Origin of the sequence: Arsenicibacter rosenii, from assembly GCF_001870735.1 — a bacterium.
In the GTDB taxonomy this organism is placed as follows: domain Bacteria; phylum Bacteroidota; class Bacteroidia; order Cytophagales; family Spirosomataceae; genus Arsenicibacter; species Arsenicibacter rosenii.
This window is the reverse complement of sequence record NZ_MORL01000007.1, coordinates 202,735-225,518: the sequence shown is the minus strand read 5'-3', so window position 1 is coordinate 225,518 and position 22,784 is coordinate 202,735. Positions and strand designations below refer to the sequence as shown.

Below are 22,784 nucleotides of genomic sequence, written 5' to 3'. Positions count from 1 at the left end.
ATATCAAACCAGATTTACTCCCGATGCTAAGACTAATCCTGTTTTTAAGCTGCCTGTTCAGTTGCCAGACAGCCGCTGATGTGGTGTATACGGGCGAAAAGCTAAAGGGAGTGAATCTGGTGGCCCCGCCCCGTAAACCGGAAACCAATAGCCTGACCGAAGTTAAAAGCATCGGCGGCGAGTGGATTGCCATTGTCCCGTATGGATTTTGCCGGAAAGGCGAAGCCCGCTTTCATTATTTCGGTAACCGTAAAGAGCAGGGCCGCGGCGGTCAATGGTGGGGCGAGACGCCCGAAGGGGTTGCCGGTACCATTCAGCTGGCCCGCGAACAGGGGCTCAAGGTCATGCTGAAACCACATGTCTGGATGATGGGAGGCTCCCACCTTGATCTGTCATTCGACTCAGAACAGGACTGGCAGACTTTTGAAGCGGATTATAGCCAGTACATTCTCGATTTTGCCCGCATGGCTGACTCGCTGCACGTCGACCTCTATTGCATCACTACCGAACTGGACCGTTTTGCGACCGCCAGGCCACAATTCTGGAAGCAGCTTATCGGGCAGGTACGACAGCAGTACAAAGGAAAACTTACCTACGCGGCCAATTGGGACCGGTATGAAAAAATCCCGTTCTGGAACGACCTTGACTACGTTGGCGTTGATGCCTATTTCCCCTTATCCGACGAGGTGCAACCAACGGTTAAGCAACTCGTTAAAGGCTGGAAACGCCACTTGAGTGACCTTTCAGGATTTAGCCGCAAAACGCAGAAACCCATTCTCTTTACCGAATTCGGGTATCGGTCCTGTGCTTTTTCTGCCGAAAAACCGTGGGAGTCTGAAACAGCCTGCACACCCGACGAAACCATTCAGGCCAATGCGTATACTGCCTTTCTGGAAAGTGTCTGGCCACAACCCTGGTTTGCCGGCGGTTTCGTCTGGAAATGGTTTATGCAGGACACTCACCGCGGCCGCGAACGCGACCAGTTCAGCCCGCAAGGCAAAGCAGCCGCTCAGGTATTGCAGACAGGCTGGCAGGCGACTACACCAGTTCTTCCCGATAAGCGCTAGGCGTCTGACCGGTGACCGCCTTAAAGGTTTTATTAAAATGGGACAGGTTGTTAAACCCAACAGCATATCCGACATCGGCTACCGTGCGGGAACTATGCAATAACCGTTGTGCCTGATTAACCCGGTATTCATTCACAAATTCGGTAAAGGTCATCTGTGTTACTTTCCTGAAATAGCGGCAAAAAGCAGGCACGGTCAGATTGGCCAGTTCAGCAACTTCATCCAGATTAATCGGCTTGGCATAATTTATTTCCACGTATTTGTAAATACGGTTAATCCGCTCCTGCTCACGGGGACTCGGGTCAAATAAAATACCCTCGGCGTGTAACGGCGTAACGTCGGTTGTCGTAGCCAGATGCTGAAAAACAGCCAACAGGCTCAGCATCCGCTCGAAAGGTGACAGTGTTGGCAGTTCAATCAACGCAGGCCCCAGCTTACGGCGTGTTTCCAACCCGAAGGACAACCCCAGCCGGGCCCGCTCAAACAACCGGTGGATTGCAGCCAGCTCAGGTTTTTTGAAAAACTCGCTTCCCAGAAAATCCTCCCGCAGTTGTACAACAACCTCTTCAAACTTGTGTTCAACCCCGTAACTCAGATTCAGATGCGGAATATTGGGGCCGATAAATAACAACTGCCCGTTTTCGTAGGTCGAAATATGCTGACCGATATGCTGCTTCCCGTTTCCGAAAGGCAGATAAACAATTTCATACTCAGGATGATAATGCCAGAACACCCAGCAACTGTTTGGCTCCTTATGATGAACGGCCTTAAACGAGCTGCCAGCTTCAGGTTCTATTTTTTCGAATTGCAGGCGCATAGTACTATTCCAGGATGTAATGCAAAATTGATTATAAACTCAGGAATAACAATTTCATAATGCAAATATAGCATTATAAGAAGTAAATGCAGTAGAAGCTGAATCACTTTTGAGACAGTACCTTTGCGTCATGAATACGGTTACTTCAACCATAGGTTGGCGTGGCAATCGGTTTGTCCGCAACCTGCATACATTTACTTCTTCTGCGAAAGCACGTGCCGTTGGTCTTGTTTTTGCCACTGATAGTCTGCTTTTCGGGAGCTGGGTTAGTCATATACCATACGTTAAAGATAAGCTGCATCTTAGTGATGCAGAGCTGGGCATGACGTTGTTCGGCTTACCGGTGGGTTTATTGCTTATGAACCCCATGACCGGGTGGATCGTCGGTAAACTGGGAGAAGCCCGCTCCTGCTTCGTCGCCGTTCTGGCCCTGTGCTTCAGCATGTTGATTCCGATCAATGCGCCGAACGCCGTTGTTCTTACCGCCGGCCTGATCATGGTTGGCATGTGCAACGCACTGATTAACGTAGCCATGAATACGGCCGCAACCAACGTCGAACGCGAGGAAAAGATTTCGATCATGTCGGCCTGCCACGGCATGTGGAGCCTGGGCGGCATGACCGGGTCGGGTCTGGCAGGTCTGGCCATATCGTTTCACATTCCGCCGCCGGCCCATATGCTGGTGTCTATCCTGTTTGTGGTGCTGATCACGTTTCTGATCCGGCCAACCCTGGTCAGCATTCCGGGCCAGCTTGTCGGGAGTTCCGGTTCATCCTTTGTCAAGCCAAATCTGGCGCTGATGATTATGATTCTCATCGGGCTGGCCGTAGCAATGGGCGAAGGGGTAGCGTTCGACTGGAGTGCAGTGTATCTCCGCGACAACGCCCATGCCACGAAGCAGATGGCAGCACTCGGTTTTGCGAGTTTCTCCCTGACGATGACGCTGGGTCGTTTTCTGGGGGATGCCATTATTCCGCTTATCGGATCGAAGCGCATCCTGCTGCTTGGCGGTCTGGTTGCGGCAAGCGGCCTCTTAATGGCTATTCTTATGCCTTTCCCGGCGACGAGTCTGGCGGGGTTTGCGCTCCTCGGCGCAGGCTGCTCACTGGGTGCGCCCATCCTCTATGCTGCATCCATGCGTATTCCGGGGATTTCTCCGGCAGCCGGCCTGGCTACATTTGCCACTTACAGCTTTATCGGCTTTCTGGCAGGCCCGCCGGTTATTGGCTTTGTTTCTGAATCATACGGGCTGGTATACGGCCTTGGCCTGGTAGCGCTGATGCTGCTGGTCGCCGCCGCACTGTCCCGCAAAGTTACCCTTCACGAATAACCTCAACTGAACATGAAAGCAGTCATTTTTGATATGGACGGTGTCATTGCCGATACCAACCCTCATCACCAGATTGCGTGGCGTAAATATTATGAACGCTACGGAAAAACCTTATCCGACGACGAATTTGTCGAATACATTTCCGGAAAGCACAACAACCACATTATTGCCCATCTATTTGATGGCAAACCCCTCACCGCCGACGAATCCCGGCAGCTGGCTTATGAAAAGGAAGCTCTTTTCCGGGAATTGTACAAAGATGCGGTGCAGCCGGTAGCCGGTCTGGAGACCTTTCTGAAAAGCCTGAAAGCGGCTGGTATCAAAACAGCCGTAGCAACGTCGGCACCGGTCGAAAACCTTGATTTTGTGATCGATGCGCTTGGGTTCCGGCCTTATTTTGATGCACTCCTGAATGAAGGACTGGTAACTAACCCCAAGCCTGATCCGGAAATTTACCTGAAAGCAATGGATATGCTTGGTGTGACCCCGGCCGAAAGCATTGTTTTTGAAGACTCACTGACCGGTATTAAGGCAGGGAAATCGTCGGGAGCCCGCGTTGTCGGGGTGTCTACGACAGAACCCGAAGCGACCCTGCGTCCGCTGGTTGATGATGTTATCCGTGATTTCACCGAAATGTCGCCGGAACGGCTGCAGGCGTTATTCCCGGAAATCGTTTTTTAGTTTTTTTAACAGCCTCCTAATGCCCCGGCAACCTGATTAGCTGTAAATTCGCTCTTCATGCGGTATTTACAGATTTTGATTCTTCTGTTGCCGGGGCTTTGGGGCTCCATAGAATCGGGCTACGCTCAAGGCAAATATGTGATTGGTACAGTCATCGACCGAAACGACAGCAAAGGTGTTGATAAAGGGACGGTGACTAATAAACGGACGCGCCAGCGCGTCCGGACCAATACGGCCGGACGTTTTTTTATTACCGCACTTGCCGGTGATTCCCTGATTTTTACCCATCAGGCCTACGGCAGCGTGGGGATTAAGTGGGACGGCGCCGACAACCCGGTCATCAATGCCCGTCCGCTCCCAAAACTTCCGGACCGCGTTTATGAGCTCAAAGAGGTAACTATTACAGCCAAACGATACGAAGAAGTCAAACGCGAAATCCAGCAGGAATTGATGGCACCGGTCGCTTCACGAAAGGTAACCGGCGAACAGGCCTTTGACCGTGTGGCCGACGGAGCCGGTATCACTCTGCTGTATGAATTGTTCAGCAAACGGGCCAAAGGCGAACGCAAAGCCGCCGCGCTGATGCAGGAGTACAAACGCCATAAACTCGCCATGGAGCGCTTACGGCTGCTGATCGAACAGGCCACAAGCATTACTGCCGCCGAAACCGACGCTTTTGTTGCCTTTTGTGATCTGAACGATGATTATCTGCTGGTGGCTGAAGACTATGACCTGATTGTTACGCTCCAGAACCGTGAGCGGTTATACAGGGTCGGCTACCGGAATGTACCGTCGCGCTCGCGCATCAAAGCCGACCCCGAAAGTAATTAAAGCACTACCACCGGATCACCCACGCGGATAGTACCGTTCTGAAGCACACGCGCCGTCAGGCCTCCGTGGCCGCGCACCGCGTTATAGCCGCCCGGTCCCAGATTTTGCTCCATCCGAGAACACGGATGGCAGGCTCCCGTAATTTGCAGAATGACCGCCTCCCCGATCCGGATTTTGTGATCTTTCAATGCCAGCAGATTCATCCCCGACACCATGATGTTACGGCGCAGCAGATCGGGTGTAACGTCCTCCAGATCAATGTACGAAGCAATAACCGGCAGGTGTTCTGCCTGAATGAGCGTTATATGGCGTTTCCCGCTCGTGCCGCTGTAATGGTCTCCGATGATCCCCTTGTCGGTAGTCACCTCAATGGCTTCCATCTCGCGGATGGCACCCCGCCGCACCGGCCGGATACCGATCCAGTCAATACGCCCCGGATGGGCAAAATGCTCAAAAAGCTCTTTTAGCTGTGTTTGCATTAGTCAGAAATCAGACAATAAATACGGTTACGAAAAGTCAATAGCCTACTAACCGTATCAACTTGCTGACAGTTCCACCCATACCCCGGCATGATCAGAATGAACGGCCTCGCGGAAGTGGCCTGCTCCGATAATGCGATCCTGAATGGCATCACTAACCGAAATGTAGTCGATTCGCCAGCCTTTGTTGTTGGCCCGTGCTCCGGCCCGGTAACTCCACCAGCTGTATTCAACCGCATCCGGGTGCATCAGGCGGAAGCTGTCAGTAAACCCCGAACTAAACCACTTCGTCATCCAGGCCCGTTCTTCGGGCAGAAAGCCGGTTGTGTTTTTGTTCCGGACCGGATCATGGATGTCTTTTTCCGTATGGGCAATGTTGTAATCACCTACAATGATCAGGTTCGGACGTTCTGCTTTCAGGTCTTGCACATACTGATAGAACTCGTCCAGAAACTGCATTTTAACCCCCTGGCGCAAATCACCGCTGGTGCCCGACGGGAAATAACAGTTTAACACCGTCAGGTCGCCGAAATCCGTGCGCAGAATGCGGCCTTCGCAATCGTAATGGGGTAAGCCACAGCCCGGAACGGCCCGTTCCGGTTGCACACGCGAAAACGTCGCAACACCGGAATAGCCTTTTTTCTCGGCAGCATGCCAGTGATAGCAGTAGCCAAGGTCTTCAAACGGTTTAAGATCAACCACATCGTGAGTGGCTTTCACTTCCTGAAAACAAAGGACATCGAAATGATGGGTATCCAGCCAGTCTACGAGCCCCTTGCTCATGGCCGACCGGATACCATTCAGATTGTACGTAAGCAGTTTCATTCCTACACTTCCCGCGTTACCATTTCAGTGGCAGTCGGAACGGGTTTATTACGATCAGTAAACAAGAAGATAAACAACAACAACACAAAAACCGTAATGCCGGCCGGCACTAACCAGACGGATGTCCAGTTTTTCGTACCGTCGGCGGCTGTGTACATATCCAGTACAATCCCCGAGAGCTTTGAGCCGATGCCCATGCCAATGCCGTAGGTAGCAATGGTAATCAATCCCTGAGCCGATGATTTAATCTTATCCCCTGCTTTATTGTCGGTATAAATCTGACCGGTCACAAAAAAGAAATCGTAGCAAACACCATGGAGCAGGATGGCAATGTATAACATCCACTCACTCGTAGACGCATCGCCATACCCGAACAGGAGGAACCGCGCAATCCAGGCCACTAGCCCGACGATCAGCATTTTCTTTACGCCCAGCCGCGTAAAGGCAAACGGAATGAGCAGCATAAAAATCACCTCCGATGCCTGACCCAGCGACATTTTGTTTTCGACATTGGTCATCCCCGAATCCGTCAGCGACGGGTTAGCCATGGCATAGTAGAATGATAACGGAATACAGATCAGCACCGACGACAGGAAGAAGATAGCAAATGAGCGGTCTTTAAAGAGTTTAAACGCATCGAGGCCCAGGATTTGCGAGACAGATGCCCCTTCAGTTTGTTTCGGCGGCGTATTGGGCAGGAAGAACGAGAAAACACCCAGAACAGCCGAAGCATACATCGCCAGTTCAAAAATCTGTGCCTTATCCCCAAAACCGTAATAGCCGACAATATTTGTTACCAGAATCCAGGCAATTGTTCCCATAACACGGATGCCGGGAAACTCTTTTTCCGGACTGACCATCTGCTGCATGGCAATTGAGTTAGATAATGCCAGCAAGGGGGCAAAGGTGATACAGTAGGCCAGAATCAGATAAAAGAAGTTATCAGGGTTGGTTTCTTTCATCAGGAAATACAGAATACCCGCGCCTGCCAGACACAACACACCCATAACGCGCTGGGCCGCAAAATACCGGTCGGCAATCATGCCCATGAAGAACGGAGCAATGATCATTGCCAGCGAGAAGGCCGTGTAGGCATTACCGACCTGATCGCCGGTTGCATTCAGTTGTGTCAGGAGATATTTACTCATCTGGCCATACCAGGCCCCCCACATGAAGAACATCAGAAACATCATGAGGGAAAGTTGAACGCGGGTTACTAGTTTCATCAGGAATGTTAATTTTTTGCAATGAAAGGCGTAAATTAGACAATATTACTGATTGCCCAATGGAAGTACACCAAACCATTTATCTGGTATAAATAGAGGTTAATCCTTTCCGGGAACCGTCCAAAAAATATCGGCTTTCTCGGACCGTTGAAAAATAAAAGGCTGTATTCATAAAATGGGGTTTTGTTACTAACTTAATCCGCACAATTTTTGTGGTTGGTTTTTTCATGCGCATGAAAGGTGTTTTGGTTAGCTTAAGTCTATGGCTGTTTTGTATGGATGTCTCTGCGCAAACAGTCCAGTGGGCGAGTCGTGTTATCGGTGTTTCATCGGAAGGGAAAGGCGAAGTATATGGTCAGCAGTACAAGGCCTCACAGGCACTTGGCCGCCCCAGCAAGCTTCCACAGACAGGAGAATCGGTCTGTGCGTGGGCACCACTCTACCCCGATAGTCCGAATGAGGAGTGGATTCATGTCGGGTTTGATAAGCCCATGAATGCCAGACAGATTATCATTGCTGAAAACGTAAACCCCGGGGCGGTCATCCGCGTTATTGCCTACGATGCCAAAGGGACAGAATATCCGGTTTATCAGGCAAATGCCGCTGCCCGTGCCGAACCGGCGCTCTACGTGATGCTTAAGGATACCTCGCTGAGCATTGCCCAGGTAAAGGTTTATCTGAACACCGGTGCGCTGAAAGGTCCCAACCAGATTGACGCCATCGGGCTATCCGGCGCGGCTACCCCGCTACCTATTGACGTGAACGTCTCAAAAGGCACGCCCAAAGACTTACAAAAAGAAAATTTAGGTAAAACCATCAATACCACGGGTCAGGAGGTTGCTCCCGTCATCGCCCCCGACGGCAAAACGCTGTATTTTACCCGAAACTTCAACAAGAACAACATTGGCAGTCCCAACAAGCAGGATGTCTGGTACTCAAACCTGGAATCCGGCGGGGTCTGGAGCGAAGCTGTTAACATCGGCGGGCCGATCAATAACGACGGAGATAACGCCATCAGTGGTATGTCGACCGACGGCCGCACCATTTACCTGATTAACGTATACAAACCGGAGGGTGGTCTGGCGTTCGGTATTTCCAAATCAACGCATACAAAGGCCGGCTGGTCGTTTCCGGTTGAGTGTAAAATCACGAATAATTATAACCTGCACAAGGATAACCAGTTAGAATTCACCGTTTCGCCGGATGGCAAAACCATGATTCTGGCCGTTCAGCGAAAAGATACCGAAGGCAACCGTGACCTGTATGTGTCCTTCCTGCAAAGTAATCGTACCTGGACAGAACCCAAAACCCTCGGGGCAACGGTTAATACGGCCGATTTTGAAAGCTCTCCCTTTCTGGCTGCTGATGGCCGGACGCTGTATTTCACCTCAGGCGGCCTGCCCGGCTACGGTAAGGGCGATATTTTCGTTACCCGTCGGCAGGATGATACCTGGACTAACTGGTCGACACCGGAGAATCTTGGCCCTTCGATTAATACCCCTGAGTGGGATGGTTATTTTACCATCCCCGCGGCCGGTGACTTTGCCTACCTGAGTTCACGGGCCAATTCACTGGGCGAAGACGACATTTTCCGTTTAAAGCTGTTTCCGGCTATCAAGCCTGATCCGGTCGCCATCATTTCCGGTCAGGTACTGGATGCGCAAAGCAAAAAACCGGTCTCTTCGGAGGTTGCCACGGGCCTCTTGCAGGACAAGAACAAAGAGATCACCAAAGTGGAGTATGATCCCGAAACCGGGGAATATAAAATGATTGTCCCGACTCAGTCGGCCTACAATTTAACCGCAACCAAAGAAGGCTACTTTCCTGCCAGTGAAACGCTGGATCTTAGCAAGGATAAACGTTTCCGCGATATAAAACGCAATCTGTACCTGATTCCGATTCAGCCAGGGCAGAAAATTGTCATGCGCGAGGTGTTGTTTGAGCAAAGCAAATTTGATCTTCTCGAAGGCGCTAATGTTGAGCTGGACCGCATCGTGGATATGATGAACAAATATGCCGATATGGAGATTATGATTGAGGGGCATACCGATAATCAGGGCGAATGGGCGCCAAACATGAAGCTGGCCGAAGATCGGGTCCGTGTCGTAAAAGACTATCTGATCAGCAAGGGCATTACCGAAAAACGGATTCAGACCAAGGCATGGGGGCCCAGTAAACCCATCGCCAGTAACGAGACAGAAGAAAAACGCCGCCTGAACCGCCGTGTAGAATTTACAATTATGAAAATGTAGTACATTTGTCTGAAGCCCCGATTTTCTCCTCAGCCAACCAACCAGTGGTTGAATCTGCTTTCCGTAGCCTAAGAGATAGCCTATAGATTTGGCATCCGGCACGGTAACCAGTACTTTTACCGCCCAACATCTTTCATATGTTTACATTAACCAGGCAGAACGCGCTTATTGTTTTGAGTGGCATTGTGCTGCTCGCCTTTTTTTTACGACTTCATAATGCAGGCAAATATGGCATTTACTTCGACGAAAAATCAACCTTACTGATCAGTCAGGGGGTTTGTCTTGAAGGGGCGAATCAGAAAGACGTTTTTACCAAAAAGTATTTTACACCACAGGAGTTCTGGGCACCTAAAACCATTGCTGATTTTGTTGAGGCCAACATTCGCGGTGATATCGGCAACAGTCCGTCGTATTATGCGGTACTATGGGCCTGGATGGAAGTCTTCGGTCTGAGTGATCTGTCGATGCGTTTGCCGTCGGTGTTATTCAGCACGTTTACAGTCGTGCTCCTTTTTGTTTTTGTCCGCCGGCATTTCAAGTCCGACAGTCTGGCCTTGGTTAGTAGTGGTTTAGCCGCGATTGAGCCTTTTTTTGTGGCCTACAGCCAGATGGCGCGTAACTATTCCATGTCCTTTTTCCTGACCCTGTTGGCGACTCATGTGTTTCTTCTGATCATGGAACAGGTGAAACAGTCCCCGCACAACAAACCCGTTGGCCTATACATTAGCTATGGCCTGATCTTCGCTATATCGGTTCTCTCCCACTACCTGACCGTGACGGTATTCCTCTGTCATGGTATTTATGCTCTGTTTTATCTACGAAACCGGAGTGCCTGGTTTACCCTCGCCGGAACGGCCATCATCGGCCTGGGGCTTATTTCGCTCTGGTTTATATTCGGAGGCGGTAAATACACGTTCCAGACTCTGGCCTACCAGGCAAAATTCTACAAGAACATCGCAGAAACGAATCCGCTGGGCTCGCCTTTCGGTATGATTTTACCGGCAACGATTCCCAACATTACTAAAAGGGCAGTTCCAATTTTTACGGACCTGTTTATTTTTACAAACGGGTTAGGCAGCGCGCTGATTGGTCTGCGGAATTCGGCACTGGCGCTGTTGCTGGGTGGCGTTTTTACCTTTCTCCTGCACCGGAGTCTTACTGCCCGTACGCCGCAGCGACCGGTCTGGTTACAGGTTGCCCCAACGCTGATCCTGATAGCGGGTATGCCGGTTTATTCGGTTGTTCCGCTGCGGTTCCTGGTGTTGTCTGCCGCTGTCCCGATCATTTATCTGATTGTTTACCATGTCCTGACAAAAACGGATTCTCAACAGAAGAGGCTCGTATTGCTGATGGTATTGCTGACGTTTGTCCCTACGTTTTTCCTGTTGTTTATGGCCTGGCGGTCTGGTCACACCTTCGGCATCACCCAACGCTACTCCGGCTTTTCCTTTCCGTATGTCTGTATCCTGATTGCCATGGGCCTGAAACAGCTGGTTGCCATACCACGTGGCTTCAGTCTGCCGGTTGCGGCAGTGCTGGCGGTACAGCTTTTCTTTGTTGCAGAGCTATTGGGCCATATTTATGATGGCGAGCAGGGGAAATACACCTACTTCGAAAAGCCACGGATTGAGAATCCGTACTGGTACTCGGCCAAACAACTCGAACAACAATACGCGCAGGGTGATACCATTCTGTACCCCAACATGAAGCGAATGATTTACGATGAAAAGATCGACAAAACTTATTCGCCAGTCGCTTTGTTAGATGCCCAGCTGGTAAATGTTTATTTACCGGAAAAAGCGACCTATATCCAACGCATTGACCCTGACGAACGGGACAAAATTGTGTTGGTCAAAGGTAATACAGGCCAAAAAATCACTATTTTTGACCTGAAGAACGTCAGATATTAACCGTAAAACGGCACCTTTGTCCGGGCTGATTTTTTATTCTACCAACGGGAAACCACAACTACTTTGGTAACAGAAGCTATCGATACAAAAACGCTTTGCGGCCAGTTACGGCTCAAAGTACTCGACTTATACAATCAGGCGCATGCCGGTCATATCGGCTGCTCCCTAAGCTGCATTGACATTATCGCGGCTTCGCTTATTTTACGAAAACGCGAACAGGATACCTTTATTCTGTCAAAAGGCCATGCCGCAGCGGCTTTGTATGCCAGCCTGCATCATCTGGGTGAATTAACGGATGCCGATCTGGCTTCCTACTACCTGAATGGCACTACCCTACCTGCACACCCTGCCCCGAACAAGCACAAAGGTATTCCGTTTGCGACCGGCTCGCTGGGTCACGGCCTGCCAATTGGTACAGGCATCGCCAAAGCGAATAAACTTACCGGTGAAAACGGTAGGGTCTTTGTGCTGATGTCTGACGGCGAAACCAACGAAGGCACTACCTGGGAAGCCGCTCACTTCGCTATGCAGAACCAGCTGGATAACCTGATTATTTTAATTGATAAAAACGGGTTGCAGGGCTTTGGCTATACGCAGGATGTACTAGGTGATACGGCCGACCCAGCCAAATGGAAAGCCATCGGATTCGATGTTGTTGAAGCGGATGGCCATGATGTCCAGTCCCTGACAAGCGCGATTGATGAGGTAAGCGGACGTCCGAATGGCGTTCCCAAGGTAGTTGTTGCCCATACCATCAAAGGGAAAGGAGTTTCGTACATGGAAGACCGGTTAGAGTGGCACTATCTGCCAATGACACCGGATCAATATGCGCAAGCAGTTGACGATGTGACGTCGCGCTACTTCTGATCCACTTACGAAAAAACGCAAGGCCTTCTGTATGAAAAAAAATAAATTTGTTTTATGTATTTAGAACAACGCGTAGAACAACTGGAACAGCTTACTGTCGATCACGGACGGCAGATCGAAAGCATTGCAAAAGGCCTTGCGGAATTGACGATTGACGTTAAATCCAACCGGCAGGAAACACTCCGTGGATTTGAAGAGGTCAGGCAACAATTTAAACAGGTCGATCAGCGGTTTGATCAGGTCGATCAGCGGTTTGAACAGGTCGATCAGCGGTTTGAACAGGTTGACCGGCGATTTGAACAGGTTGATCAGCGGTTTGAACAGGTTGACCGGCGGTTTGATCAGGTTGAGGAGCAATTTAAAGCCGTTCACGCTCAGTTAGCAGATATTCGGCAAGTACAAACGCTTATTCTTACAATTCTACAGGAAAAGCTAAAATAAGAACCTCTATTAGTACCACTCCCTCTAAAGTCCAATTTTTTGGCAAAACTTACGGGCAATTCTTGTAATATTGTGCCCTGAATGACCAATTCAACTGCTGGTTTGCTACACGACGCTATCCTCAAATTAAACGGCCCTGTTTTTGTTTTCGGGGCGAGTGGCTTTATCGGAGCCAATCTGTTCGAACAACTTTTTCGCGCCCGCCAACAGGCCGGTCAGACTGATGTATATGCGCTCACACACGATGCGACCAAAGCCTGGCGCCTGAAATTGCTGGATGTCCCGGCTGAAAACATTATTCACTGTGACATTACTTCCATAAACTCTGTTAAAGAAACGTTTGACCGTTATAAACCACAAACTATATTCAATCTGGCGGCTTACGGGGCTTACTCAAAACAGAAAAACGTCTCACTTACCTACGAAACCAATGTTATCGGTACAGTAAATATTCTGGAAAACTGCTCACCGGACATGGTATATATTCATGCTGGCAGTAGTTCGGAGTACGGGTTTAACTGCACGGCCCCTAAAGAAACAGATCCTGTTCAACCAAACAGCCATTATGCCGTTTCAAAAGTATCGGGTGCCTACGTACTTGAATATTACGCCAAACTGCACAATCTGAATACCCTCAATTTACGGTTATACTCCATTTATGGTGGCTGGGAAGAACCTGACCGCCTAATCCCGCGATTGGTTGAAGAGGCTAATCAGGGCAAACTGCCTCCGCTTGTATCGCCGGATATTAGCCGCGACTTTGTCTATATCGACGACTGTGTGTATGCCTTTGTGCAGGCGGCCTTACACGTTAAATCAGGCATCTCCGGCCGGTCATACAACATCGCAACGGGCCGGAAAACAACTATGCGCGACCTGGTTGAGGTAACCCGCAAAGCATTCTCCATCAAAACGGAGCCGGTTTGGGGTAGTATGAATAACCGCAACTGGGACCTTGCCGAGTGGTACGGTGACCCGACCGCTTCGGAGCAAGACCTGAACTGGAAAGCCACAACGAGCCTAGCCGACGGTTTGCTTAAAACAGCCGCCTGGCAGAACGCCAATAGCTATGCAGACCGGGTACTTCCTGCCTTTAAAACCCCATCTCTCAATCCGGTTATTACCCCAATCATTGCCTGTTATAAAGATGCACAGGCAATTCCGTTCATGTACGAACGCCTCGTCAAGACATTTAATGACATGAAAGTCCGGTACGAGATCATCTTCGTTAACGATAATTCACCCGATAATACCGACGAGGTTTTAGAGCAGATTTGTGCCAAAGATCCGAACGTCATCGCTATTAAGCATTCACGGAATTTCGGCTCACAATCGGCGTTTTTGAGCGGCATGGAAATTTCGACCGGTGATATGGTCGTGCTGATGGACGGTGATTTGCAGGACCCGCCGGAGGTAATTCCTCAACTGTATGCAAAATGGCAGGAAGGTTACGATGTCGTATACGGCGTTCGGGTACAGCGCGAAATGAAACCGTGGCTGCACTTCTTCTACAAGACGTTTTACCGCATTTTCAAAAACCTGTCCTACATCAATATCCCAACCGACGCCGGTGATTTCTCAATCATCGACCGTAAAGTGGTACGGGAGCTGGTTAGTCTGCCCGAAACAGAACAGTTCCTGCGGGGGTTACGTGCGTGGGTGGGCTTTAAACAGATCGGCGTAAATTACGTCCGGCCGGAGCGCATGTTCGGCGTTTCGACCAATAACTGGCGGAAAAATATTGCCTGGGCCCGTAAAGCCATTTTCTCATTCAGCTTTGTACCACTCGAACTGATGGTGTATAGTGGTTTTGCCCTAACGGGTCTGTCCATTCTGGGTGTTCTGTGGCAAATTCTGGCTAAGTTTATTTTTTATCCGGAAACCCCGGCTGGCCTGTCAACAGTAATTATTCTGGTCACCTTCTTTGGTGGAATTAACCTGCTGGGTATTTCGTTCCTCGGAGAGTACATCAGTAAGATTTTTGAAGAAACGAAGAAACGGCCGAAATTTATCCGGACGCGGGTGCAGAAAGGGATAAAAGTGTACAAAACTGCTGCCGAAATCAGTACGCTGATTGATCAACGAAAATCTAAATAGCCTCAGCCTGTTGTCTCACCCGCAACAGTACGAAGCAATTGACTCGAATTATGAGAAAAGAATTTTCTGCCGCCATGGAGCGACTTGCGCGTGAAGACGAAAAGATCGTCTTCATTACAGGTGACCTTGGTTATAGTGCATTGGAGAATCTACAGACAACCATGGGGCCACGTTTTATCAACGCAGGAGTGGCCGAACAAAATATGGTTGGTGTGGCCGCTGGTATGGCCTATAAAGGATACAAAGTGTTTGTGTACAGCATTGCGCCTTTTGCCGTTTACCGGTGTCTGGAGCAATTCCGAAACGATGTGTGTTTGCACAATATGCCGGTATTCATCGTCGGTAACGGCGGTGGTTATGGCTATGGCATCATGGGGTCATCTCACCATGCCATTGAAGATTTAGCCTGCCTGAGCAGCTTACAAAACGTAAATACCTACATTCCGGCATTTGCTGACGAAGTCGAACCTATGCTCGAACAGATTGTTACCGAGGCACGGCCAGCCTATCTGCGACTCGGTGCCGGCCCTGTCACACCGGAAGGTGCCCAACGCATGGGGACCTTCAAACAAATTGTCAAAAGTGAAGTTTCGCGTGGTACGATTGTTGCACTGGGTCCGGTGGCAGCCAATGCGCTGAAGGCACTGGACAATCAGGAACTGGCCGGTCAATTTGACGTCTTTACAGCGACTAATTTACCGCTTTCACTTCCTGATGAACAGGCGAATAGCTGGACAGGAAAACCAATGCTCATTGTGGAAGAACATGTATCCATCGGTGGACTGGCACAGCAACTTTCGGTTAAACTGCTTGAAAAAGGCATTACGCCAAGCAAGTTTGTCAGCCTATCGGCACAGGGGTATCCGGATGGCTTATACGGCAGCCAGCAGTATCATCAGCAACAGTCCGGACTGGATACTGCCAACATTGCCCGACAGTTATCAAACTTTCTGAACTAATCACAGCAAGGCCCTCTGTTCCGAAGAAGTGAAGGCCTATAATCTTTGTCCTCTTGGCCCGTTTACGACCGCTAGAGCTGGTTTTAGCAGGGTTGCTAACGGCTCTCCCGATTGTTGTTTTTTGGTATGTCTGGGCGCAGTATGCCTTGAATGTTCCTAAATGGGATGATCATGCCCTGAAATCTTTTCTTTCAAAACTCGATGCAACAACCGGTTTAGCCCATAAGGTTCTACTCTTTTTCAGTCAGCATAATGAACACCGGATTGCATATGACCGGTTTATAACATGGCTGGACTTTATCGTTGCCGGTAAACTGGATTTCCGGACGCTGATGATCATCGGTAACCTGAGCCTGCTCTGTCTGGCTGGTATTTTTGCCGCCATTCTGAAAAAGCAACCGGTCGCTGCCCCCACACCATGGGTGTTATTTCTCCCTCCTGTTACTTTCCTGCTCTTTAATCTATCCCAATGGGAGAATATGTTCTGGGGCATGGCCGCACTTCAAAACTTTACGGTTGCACTCTGGCTTTTCTGGAGTATCTACGCACTTTGCTACCAAAATACCCTGTTTACAGCTGTGTTAATGGCTGTCCTTGCTACCATCACCAGCGGCAACGGCCTCTTAATCTGGCCAATCGGCGCCGTTTTGCTGGCCCAGCAAATGCGCTGGAAACAGTTCGGTTATTGGCTGGGTATCGCTGCTGCATGTATCGGCCTGTATTTTTGGGACTATGAAAAGCCGAAGGGTAATCCAACGGCTCAAGCCGGAATGAGTGCCATTTTTAAAGGCTGGCTGGCCTTCAACGGAGCGGCCGGTGAAGCTTTGCCACTCGGCGACGCCTTCCGCATATCGCTCCTGACCGGCGGCTTTCTCGTTATACTGACCTTGTTCCTCCTGGCACAACTGGCGCGGAAATCCGCAAAAACACCGTTCTCGCTGGAAAAAGCAGAGCTCTTGTTTATCGGCGCTGCCTTTTTTCTGCTGGGCACGGCGGCACTTGTTGTGCGGTCACGGGCGGGCTTTGGGCTGGAACTCCTGATAACCAGCCGATATAAGCTATATTCGCTGATGCTCATGGTGGTATTGTATGTATATGGTATTAGTAAGACAAGGGACTGGCAACAAAAAGCAGTCGGGTTGACAGGCTTTTTCTACAGTGCGGCTTTATGTGGTTTTTCTTACCCTGCATTTCTTGACGACACAATCTGGTGGCGTCAATGGATGACAACCAGCCAGTTTAACTGGACCTATACTAACAATGAACCCGTTTCGACAATAGACGCAGCCACAGCCCGCTGGATTGATAATGCCCCTGCGTTCTATGATGTCTTTCTGAACGATTTATACAAACCGGCTCAGGGAACACCCGCGCCGTTTATATCCCTGAAACAGGCCAATAACCAGATTACTATCAGCGATACATCGTTTCAGAACCAGACGGGTAAAGATGCAAATACCTATGTGCTGTTGCGCTCGCCTAAACGACTGTATCTGTATCAGACAACACCAACCCTGAATTCGGGCCGGAAAGCACGATTCGGGCTGGCACCTGTTTTCGGTAAAGGGTTTACCGCACAAATCGCCGAAGCCTATCTGGATACAGCCACCTACCAGCTGGAACGCCTGATTGTACGGATCGATGGCCGCATCGAGCGCCATCCGACAGGACAGTTCATCAAGGCACAGTTTATCGGCGAAAAGGATATTGAAAAGAACTGGTAATTCGTCTATGCTCAAAACCGATCAACTTTAAAGCCCTATGCAAAGGAATGTACCGGTCTGGCCGCAGATTATTTACGGGCTGATGATGCTTATACCGATCTGCATACTGCTCTGGATAATATTCAGATATGCCATTAATCTACCCTATTGGGACGATTATCTGGTGCAGGAACATTTACTTAATCTTAAAACGGGATCACTGCGTCAGAAAGCGGGTCATTTATTTGACCAACATTGGGAACACCGGATTGTCTGGACACGCATCATCTTTGCGGCCTATACAAAAATTACCGGATCCCTCAACTATTACAACCTCCCGTTTATTGGCTTTGCAGGGTTGCTGACCTTACTGGGCATATTAGTGGCTGTTTTCAGGCTACTGCGCTTACCGCCAGGTTATTTTCTGCCGGTGCCTTTCATGCTCTTCACGCTCCAGTCGCACGAAAACCTGATCTGGGGAATGGCCTCTATTCAGAATTTCTGGATTCTGGCATTTGCCGCCGGTGCCTTCTACCTGATTGCGCAGAACTCGCTGACAGGACGTCTTCTTGCATTAGGCATGGGCGTGATGGCTACTTTCACCAGTGGCAACGGCGCACTGGTTCTGATTGCTGGTTTACTGGTACTGGCTTATCAGAAACAATGGCGGTTTATGGGCGTCTGGGCGTTGGTCACCCTTGGTTGCCTCGCCGGGTATTTTACTAATTACCAGCGAATTACTTTCTTTCCCTCTCCTTTCAACTACCCGTTTATTGACTGGATTAAAGCTTTTTTCGTTTTCCTGGGTGCTTTTGCCGATCCTTATCCCTATTCAGGTTCAGCAGCACTAGGATATGAAAATCCACTTTGGCTGACCATGCTGTTGGGTGCCATAGTCGTAGGCTCCGCCTTTTTTTTCGTGTTACGATACCGATATACATGGCTGGCAAATGAGCAGACACCCTTGCTGACTTTCTGTCTTGGCTGCCTTTTATTTTTACTGGCTACAACCACGATAACGGTCTACTCACGGGTTGGTTTTGCCGGACCTGCCTACATGCTGCAGGGTCGGTATAAAATTTACTCCCCATTCGCTTTGAGCGTTGTGTATCTATTATGGATTCATACTGTCAGAACCCATATGCTCCGGCCAATCGGGCTGATCTCTGCATTAGTCATTGTACAAAGCCTGCTTTCCGACTACCTCTGCCTGGAAGGAATTATTAATCAGCACCGGCGCACGGTTGCCGAATATTTCAATTACATTGTCAATACACCGGCGGAGCGACAACTGGCCATACAACAGGTGTTCAGGTCAACTGAACAACCGTTTTTTATGCCTGAAGTCCCGGTTCTGTCTAACAAACATTTGCTGGAAGCCCCCGTTACCAGTCAGCTGGATACTTTCGCCGAACAGCGGTTTATGTATAACATGACCAAAGACAACGCCGTCAATCCGACGGTCGATCTGCCAACCGACGGGTCCTATCTGCTTTTTAAAAGCCCGCATCATACATACCTTTTCCCCGCCCGCCCGGTACGACCAGCTCCGGCTGCTATTTCAGGATTTGATTCCTACTTTACAAAAGATCATTTTTACGGTCAGGTTCTCAAAGAAAAACTGGCGCCGGGCCAATACCGGATCGGTATTCTGACTAACCAGAATCATCAGCTCCGGCTTGCCATGACAAACCGATCCGTTATTTTTACGTCGCTTTAACCCCTCGCTATGCAGTCAGATGCTACTCAGTCGTTAGAATCAATCCAGAAACAAAAAAATTACCTTGTTCAGCTGGACGGCCTTCGGTTCATTGCCGTTACGCTGGTGATGCTCGATCACTGGCTGGGCGAGCTGAACCATCTGCCGCTGGGTTATTTCGGCGTTAATCTGTTTTTTGTGCTGAGCGGCTTTCTGATTACCCGCATCCTGATTACCAGCAAGCAACATGACGAACGGCTTGGCCGTGGACACGGACACTCTCTAAAGGCATTCTTTATCCGCCGGAGCCTGCGCATCTTCCCGATTTATTACCTGACCATTATCGGGCTGGCCATCATCAATTTTCAGTCGGTGCGCATGGCTTTCGGGTGGTTAATGACCTATACCCAGAATATCTGGATTGTTGCCCATCAGACATGGCTGGGTGCCATTGATCACCTTTGGTCGCTGGCAGTCGAAGAACAGTTTTATATCTTTTTCCCGTTTCTGGTCCTGTTTATTCCGGGCCGGTTCCTGTTGCGCACATTGTTTGTACTGATTACAGCTTCTTTCCTGCTCCGTGTAATGCTGTTTGTTACGCAGGCCCCCTGGATGGCGCAGTTTGTACTGATGCCGACCTGCCTGGATGCATTCGGACTGGGGGGAATCCTGGCTTATCTGATGGTCAATCAGCGGGAGCGCTTTAATAAACTGGTTACCAGCAACTGGCTGCTGATCCTCAGTTTTGTACTATATGCGTTCAATATTTACCTGATGAAAATTCTGCCCGGAACCACCGGTAATGCCTCGCGGAATATGGCGACCGATATCACTGACCGGTTTGTGACGTCTCTGTTCTGTATGTTTCTGATCGGACGGGCCGTGGTTGGTTTCGGCACCCCTGTTAAAGGGCTCCTGACGAACCGGATCAGTGTTTATCTGGGCCAGATCAGCTACGGTTTGTATCTTTTCCATAACCTGGTTTTCAATTATTACCATACACAGCCAACCTATATTACTTTACGTGTCTGGAACAAAGCCGCGACTGTGCTGCCTTTCCTTGCCAGTACACCTATCTTAAAATTATGTTATTTTTATGGACTGACTGTTTTACTGGCCACCCTGTCATGGTTCCTGATCGAAAAGCCGATTAACTCATTGAAAGATAAATTTTCGTATTAAGTAAGAGGATTCCTGAAGCTGAGCGAACCGGCCGCTTGATAAAGTCCAATTTTCTTCTCCGACTTACGGCTAACAATTAGCTATATTTGCACAATCATTATCAATAGATAAAAGAGTCGCGGTTCTTAGATAGCATACACGAAACGTTTGTGTATACAAAAGCGGAACAATCGCACTCCAAAGACCAGATGAGTATTTTGCTGTCAATCGTGATGCCGGCCTATAATGAGGAAGAGTGCATCGAACTTGTTGTTGAGCAATGGACCGGCATGTTAGACCGGCAATTTCCTGCAGATAATACCCGGCTGATCGTTATCAACGACGGCTCTAAAGACCGGACAGGCGAAATCCTGGACCAGATCAAAGGCAAATACCCGAAGCTATTTGTTGTTCATCAGAAAAACGGCGGTCACGGCAATGCCGTTGTTAACGGATACCGGCAGGCTGTGGCTCTGGATTCTGAATACGTTTTCCAGACCGACAGCGACGATCAGTTTGTTACCGACGATTTCATGAAACTATGGGCCAAACGCCATGATTCCCCGTTTATTCTGGGTTACCGGCAGGTTCGTCATGACGCCGGTGCCCGTCTGATCATCACGCGGATTCTGCAATACAGCATTGCAACCATTTACGGTACCTTTATCTCTGACAGTAATATTCCTTTCCGGCTCATCAAAGGCAGTTTTCTGAAAAAACTGCTGGCTCAGTTGCCGGACCCGGAACCGTTTGCGCCGAATATCTTCCTGGCTGTTATGGCTAAAAAAGCCGGCTGTAATCTGTTTGATATTCCCATTGTGCACAAAGAGCGCCAGACAGGCACGGTCTCAATTCTTAAATGGAAGCTTCTCAAAGTATGTATGCAGAGCTTCCGGGAGCTAGCCCGGTTCCGGCTGGATCTCAACCGTAAGGTCAAGGCAATTCGCCAGCCTGAACCGGTGACTACTTTATAATCATGAAGCATAAATATGTAATCATTGGCTCCGGCCCGACCGGCTTAGGAGCCGCATATCGACTCAAAGAGCTTGGTATTACTGACTTTATCGTTCTGGAAAAAGAAGACCGCATCGGTGGCTTAGCCAAAAGCTTTGTCGATGAGAAGGGATTCCTCTGGGACGTGGGCGGCCACGTTCAGTTTTCCCACTATTCGTATTTTGATAACCTGATGCGCCAGGCTCTCGGTGAGGATGGCTGGCTGACCCATCAGCGGGAATCGTGGGTATGGATCGAGGACCGGTTTGTACCGTATCCGTTTCAGAACAACATCAAATACCTGAAGCCGGAAACCATGTGGAAATGTCTGGAAGGCATTATCCAGAACTACAAGTTTCCGAGCAACCGCAAACCGGCCAACTTCCGTGAGTGGATTCTGCAAACGTTTGGTCCCGGGCTGGCCGAGACGTTCATGTTTCCCTATAACTTTAAAGTCTGGGCTTACCCTGCCGATGAAATGAATGCCGTTTGGGTAGGTGAACGTGTTGCCGTGACTGACCTTGCCCGCGTAACGAAAAACATTATCTTTAATCAGGAAGATTACTCGTGGGGGCCAAATTCAACATTTCAGTTCCCTAAATTCGGCGGAACCGGTGGGATCTGGGAAGCCGTCGGCAATCTGGTTGGCCGTGAATACATCAAACTTAACGCTGCTGTCAACAGCGTTAATGCTCCCGCTAAAAAACTGACGCTCACCAATGGCGAAGAGATCGAATACGAACACCTGCTCAATACGATGCCGGTTGATATCTTCACCCGCCTGGTGGATGGACTGGACAGTAGCGTAGCAGAGAAAGCACAGGGGCTGAAGCATTCCTCAACCAACGTGGTAGGCATCGGTCTGAAAGGCAAGCCTAAGAAATCGCTGGAAACGATGTGCTGGATGTATTTTCCTGAAGCGAACAGCCCTTATTACCGCGTAACGGTCTTTTCGAATTATAGTCCGAACAACGTACCGGCCGATGGTGAATACTGGTCGCTCATGACCGAAACCAGCGAATCGACGGCAAAACCGGTCAACCGCGAAACCCTGATTCAGGATACCATTAAGGCCCTGATTGACGATCAGTTGATCGAGTCTGCTGACGATGTCGTATCGACGTTCCATGTGGCCTTTGAATACGGCTACCCGACCCCTTCTGTAGAGCGTGACGGTATCCTCAAAGAAGTCCTGCCTGCGCTGGAACCATTCAACATCTATTCACGCGGACGGTTTGGCGCCTGGAAATACGAAGTCAGTAACCAGGACCACTCACTCATGCAGGGGGTGGAATGGGCAACCCGGATGGTTACCAACGTACCGGAACTGACCTTATTCTTCCCTGAGACCGCCAACGCCATGTGGGGTAAATAAGCACAAAGGAGCAATCCTAAGAACGAGACGGGCCCTGCTCGTCTCGTTTTTTTGTACCTGTTCATAAATAA

The 22,784-nt window shown here is 49.6% G+C and carries 19 protein-coding genes; 15 read left to right on the top strand and 4 right to left on the bottom strand.

Annotated elements, in window-relative coordinates:
- Window positions 1-23: 23 nt before the first annotated feature.
- Complete coding sequence (locus BLX24_RS15370; protein WP_071504037.1) at window positions 24-1,067, top strand: glycoside hydrolase family 113; 1,044 nt, start codon at window positions 24-26, stop codon at window positions 1,065-1,067.
- On the opposite strand, the gene BLX24_RS15365 is transcribed toward BLX24_RS15370, so the two are convergent.
- Window positions 1,039-1,884 (bottom strand): helix-turn-helix domain-containing protein, encoded by an 846-nt coding sequence (locus BLX24_RS15365; RefSeq protein WP_071504036.1) that lies wholly within the window; start codon window positions 1,882-1,884, stop codon window positions 1,039-1,041. The genes BLX24_RS15370 and BLX24_RS15365 overlap by 29 nt on opposite strands.
- Before the next feature lie 130 nt (window positions 1,885-2,014).
- On the opposite strand from BLX24_RS15365, the gene BLX24_RS15360 reads away from it, so the two are divergent.
- Genes BLX24_RS15360 through BLX24_RS15350 form a run of 3 tightly spaced genes read left to right on the top strand, consistent with a single transcriptional unit; the run spans window position 2,015 to window position 4,726 of the window.
- Window positions 2,015-3,214 carry an MFS transporter gene (locus tag BLX24_RS15360; protein ID WP_071504035.1) on the top strand — a complete coding sequence of 400 codons (1,200 nt, stop codon included), beginning with the start codon at window positions 2,015-2,017 and terminating at the stop codon, window positions 3,212-3,214.
- A gap of 12 nt (window positions 3,215-3,226) precedes the next feature.
- A complete protein-coding gene (locus BLX24_RS15355) occupies window positions 3,227-3,895 on the top strand; it encodes an HAD family hydrolase (RefSeq protein WP_071504034.1) in 669 nt (222 codons plus the stop codon).
- 57 nt (window positions 3,896-3,952) lie between these two features.
- Window positions 3,953-4,726 (top strand): hypothetical protein, encoded by a 774-nt coding sequence (locus tag BLX24_RS15350; RefSeq protein ID WP_071504033.1) that lies wholly within the window; start codon window positions 3,953-3,955, stop codon window positions 4,724-4,726.
- Here the strand turns inward: BLX24_RS15350 and BLX24_RS15345 are convergent.
- Genes BLX24_RS15345 through BLX24_RS15335 form a run of 3 tightly spaced genes read right to left on the bottom strand, consistent with a single transcriptional unit; the run spans window position 4,723 to window position 7,256 of the window.
- Window positions 4,723-5,205, bottom strand: a complete 483-nt coding sequence (locus BLX24_RS15345) for an MOSC domain-containing protein (RefSeq protein WP_071504032.1) — start codon at window positions 5,203-5,205, stop codon at window positions 4,723-4,725. The two genes, BLX24_RS15350 and BLX24_RS15345, sit on opposite strands and share 4 nt — an antisense overlap.
- Before the next feature lie 57 nt (window positions 5,206-5,262).
- A complete protein-coding gene (locus BLX24_RS15340) occupies window positions 5,263-6,030 on the bottom strand; it encodes an exodeoxyribonuclease III (protein ID WP_071504031.1) in 768 nt (255 codons plus the stop codon).
- Between the two features lie 2 nt (window positions 6,031-6,032).
- Complete coding sequence (locus tag BLX24_RS15335; RefSeq protein WP_071504030.1) at window positions 6,033-7,256, bottom strand: nucleoside permease; 1,224 nt, start codon at window positions 7,254-7,256, stop codon at window positions 6,033-6,035.
- Window positions 7,257-7,531: 275 nt separating this feature from the next.
- Between BLX24_RS15335 and BLX24_RS15330 the strand changes: the two genes are divergently transcribed.
- From BLX24_RS15330 to BLX24_RS15280, 11 genes are all read left to right on the top strand, one after another.
- On the top strand, window positions 7,532-9,508 hold the full coding sequence (locus BLX24_RS15330) for an OmpA family protein (protein WP_229201815.1): 1,977 nt from the start codon (window positions 7,532-7,534) through the stop codon (window positions 9,506-9,508).
- 137 nt (window positions 9,509-9,645) lie between these two features.
- Window positions 9,646-11,418 (top strand): glycosyltransferase family 39 protein, encoded by a 1,773-nt coding sequence (locus BLX24_RS15325; RefSeq protein ID WP_071504028.1) that lies wholly within the window; start codon window positions 9,646-9,648, stop codon window positions 11,416-11,418.
- 63 nt (window positions 11,419-11,481) lie between these two features.
- Entirely contained in the window at window positions 11,482-12,285 is an 804-nt protein-coding gene (locus tag BLX24_RS15320; protein ID WP_071504027.1) for a transketolase, read from the top strand.
- 54 nt (window positions 12,286-12,339) lie between these two features.
- The gene (locus BLX24_RS32175; protein WP_143092694.1) at window positions 12,340-12,726 is read left to right on the top strand and encodes a hypothetical protein; all 387 of its coding nucleotides are present in this window, start codon (window positions 12,340-12,342) and stop codon (window positions 12,724-12,726) included.
- 81 nt (window positions 12,727-12,807) lie between these two features.
- Window positions 12,808-14,823 (top strand): NAD-dependent epimerase/dehydratase family protein, encoded by a 2,016-nt coding sequence (locus BLX24_RS15310; protein ID WP_071504025.1) that lies wholly within the window; start codon window positions 12,808-12,810, stop codon window positions 14,821-14,823.
- A gap of 50 nt (window positions 14,824-14,873) precedes the next feature.
- Window positions 14,874-15,782 carry a transketolase family protein gene (locus BLX24_RS15305; RefSeq protein ID WP_071504024.1) on the top strand — a complete coding sequence of 303 codons (909 nt, stop codon included), beginning with the start codon at window positions 14,874-14,876 and terminating at the stop codon, window positions 15,780-15,782.
- Between the two features lie 53 nt (window positions 15,783-15,835).
- Window positions 15,836-17,506, top strand: coding sequence for a hypothetical protein (locus BLX24_RS15300; protein WP_071504023.1), 1,671 nt, complete (start codon window positions 15,836-15,838; stop codon window positions 17,504-17,506).
- A gap of 37 nt (window positions 17,507-17,543) precedes the next feature.
- The gene (locus BLX24_RS15295) at window positions 17,544-19,205 is read left to right on the top strand and encodes a hypothetical protein (protein WP_071504022.1); all 1,662 of its coding nucleotides are present in this window, start codon (window positions 17,544-17,546) and stop codon (window positions 19,203-19,205) included.
- Window positions 19,206-19,214: 9 nt separating this feature from the next.
- Complete coding sequence (locus BLX24_RS15290) at window positions 19,215-20,366, top strand: acyltransferase family protein (protein WP_071504021.1); 1,152 nt, start codon at window positions 19,215-19,217, stop codon at window positions 20,364-20,366.
- A gap of 188 nt (window positions 20,367-20,554) precedes the next feature.
- A complete protein-coding gene (locus BLX24_RS15285) occupies window positions 20,555-21,319 on the top strand; it encodes a glycosyltransferase family 2 protein (protein WP_071504020.1) in 765 nt (254 codons plus the stop codon).
- A 2-nt stretch (window positions 21,320-21,321) separates the two neighbouring features.
- Window positions 21,322-22,713 (top strand): protoporphyrinogen/coproporphyrinogen oxidase, encoded by a 1,392-nt coding sequence (locus tag BLX24_RS15280; protein ID WP_071504019.1) that lies wholly within the window; start codon window positions 21,322-21,324, stop codon window positions 22,711-22,713.
- Window positions 22,714-22,784 lie beyond the last annotated feature (71 nt).

Bases quoted from the DNA above. Each gene is read 5' to 3' on its own strand.
- BLX24_RS15370 (WP_071504037.1), top strand. From the start codon at position 24: ATGCTAAGACTAATCCTGTTTTTAAGCTGCCTGTTCAGTTGCCAGACA.
- BLX24_RS15365 (WP_071504036.1), bottom strand. From the start codon at position 1,884: ATGCGCCTGCAATTCGAAAAAATAGAACCTGAAGCTGGCAGCTCGTTT.
- BLX24_RS15360 (WP_071504035.1), top strand. From the start codon at position 2,015: ATGAATACGGTTACTTCAACCATAGGTTGGCGTGGCAATCGGTTTGTC.
- BLX24_RS15355 (WP_071504034.1), top strand. From the start codon at position 3,227: ATGAAAGCAGTCATTTTTGATATGGACGGTGTCATTGCCGATACCAAC.
- BLX24_RS15350 (WP_071504033.1), top strand. From the start codon at position 3,953: ATGCGGTATTTACAGATTTTGATTCTTCTGTTGCCGGGGCTTTGGGGC.
- BLX24_RS15345 (WP_071504032.1), bottom strand. From the start codon at position 5,205: ATGCAAACACAGCTAAAAGAGCTTTTTGAGCATTTTGCCCATCCGGGG.
- BLX24_RS15340 (WP_071504031.1), bottom strand. From the start codon at position 6,030: ATGAAACTGCTTACGTACAATCTGAATGGTATCCGGTCGGCCATGAGC.
- BLX24_RS15335 (WP_071504030.1), bottom strand. From the start codon at position 7,256: ATGAAACTAGTAACCCGCGTTCAACTTTCCCTCATGATGTTTCTGATG.
- BLX24_RS15330 (WP_229201815.1), top strand. From the start codon at position 7,532: ATGGATGTCTCTGCGCAAACAGTCCAGTGGGCGAGTCGTGTTATCGGT.
- BLX24_RS15325 (WP_071504028.1), top strand. From the start codon at position 9,646: ATGTTTACATTAACCAGGCAGAACGCGCTTATTGTTTTGAGTGGCATT.
- BLX24_RS32175 (WP_143092694.1), top strand. From the start codon at position 12,340: ATGTATTTAGAACAACGCGTAGAACAACTGGAACAGCTTACTGTCGAT.
- BLX24_RS15310 (WP_071504025.1), top strand. From the start codon at position 12,808: ATGACCAATTCAACTGCTGGTTTGCTACACGACGCTATCCTCAAATTA.
- BLX24_RS15305 (WP_071504024.1), top strand. From the start codon at position 14,874: ATGAGAAAAGAATTTTCTGCCGCCATGGAGCGACTTGCGCGTGAAGAC.
- BLX24_RS15295 (WP_071504022.1), top strand. From the start codon at position 17,544: ATGCAAAGGAATGTACCGGTCTGGCCGCAGATTATTTACGGGCTGATG.
- BLX24_RS15290 (WP_071504021.1), top strand. From the start codon at position 19,215: ATGCAGTCAGATGCTACTCAGTCGTTAGAATCAATCCAGAAACAAAAA.
- BLX24_RS15285 (WP_071504020.1), top strand. From the start codon at position 20,555: ATGAGTATTTTGCTGTCAATCGTGATGCCGGCCTATAATGAGGAAGAG.
- BLX24_RS15280 (WP_071504019.1), top strand. From the start codon at position 21,322: ATGAAGCATAAATATGTAATCATTGGCTCCGGCCCGACCGGCTTAGGA.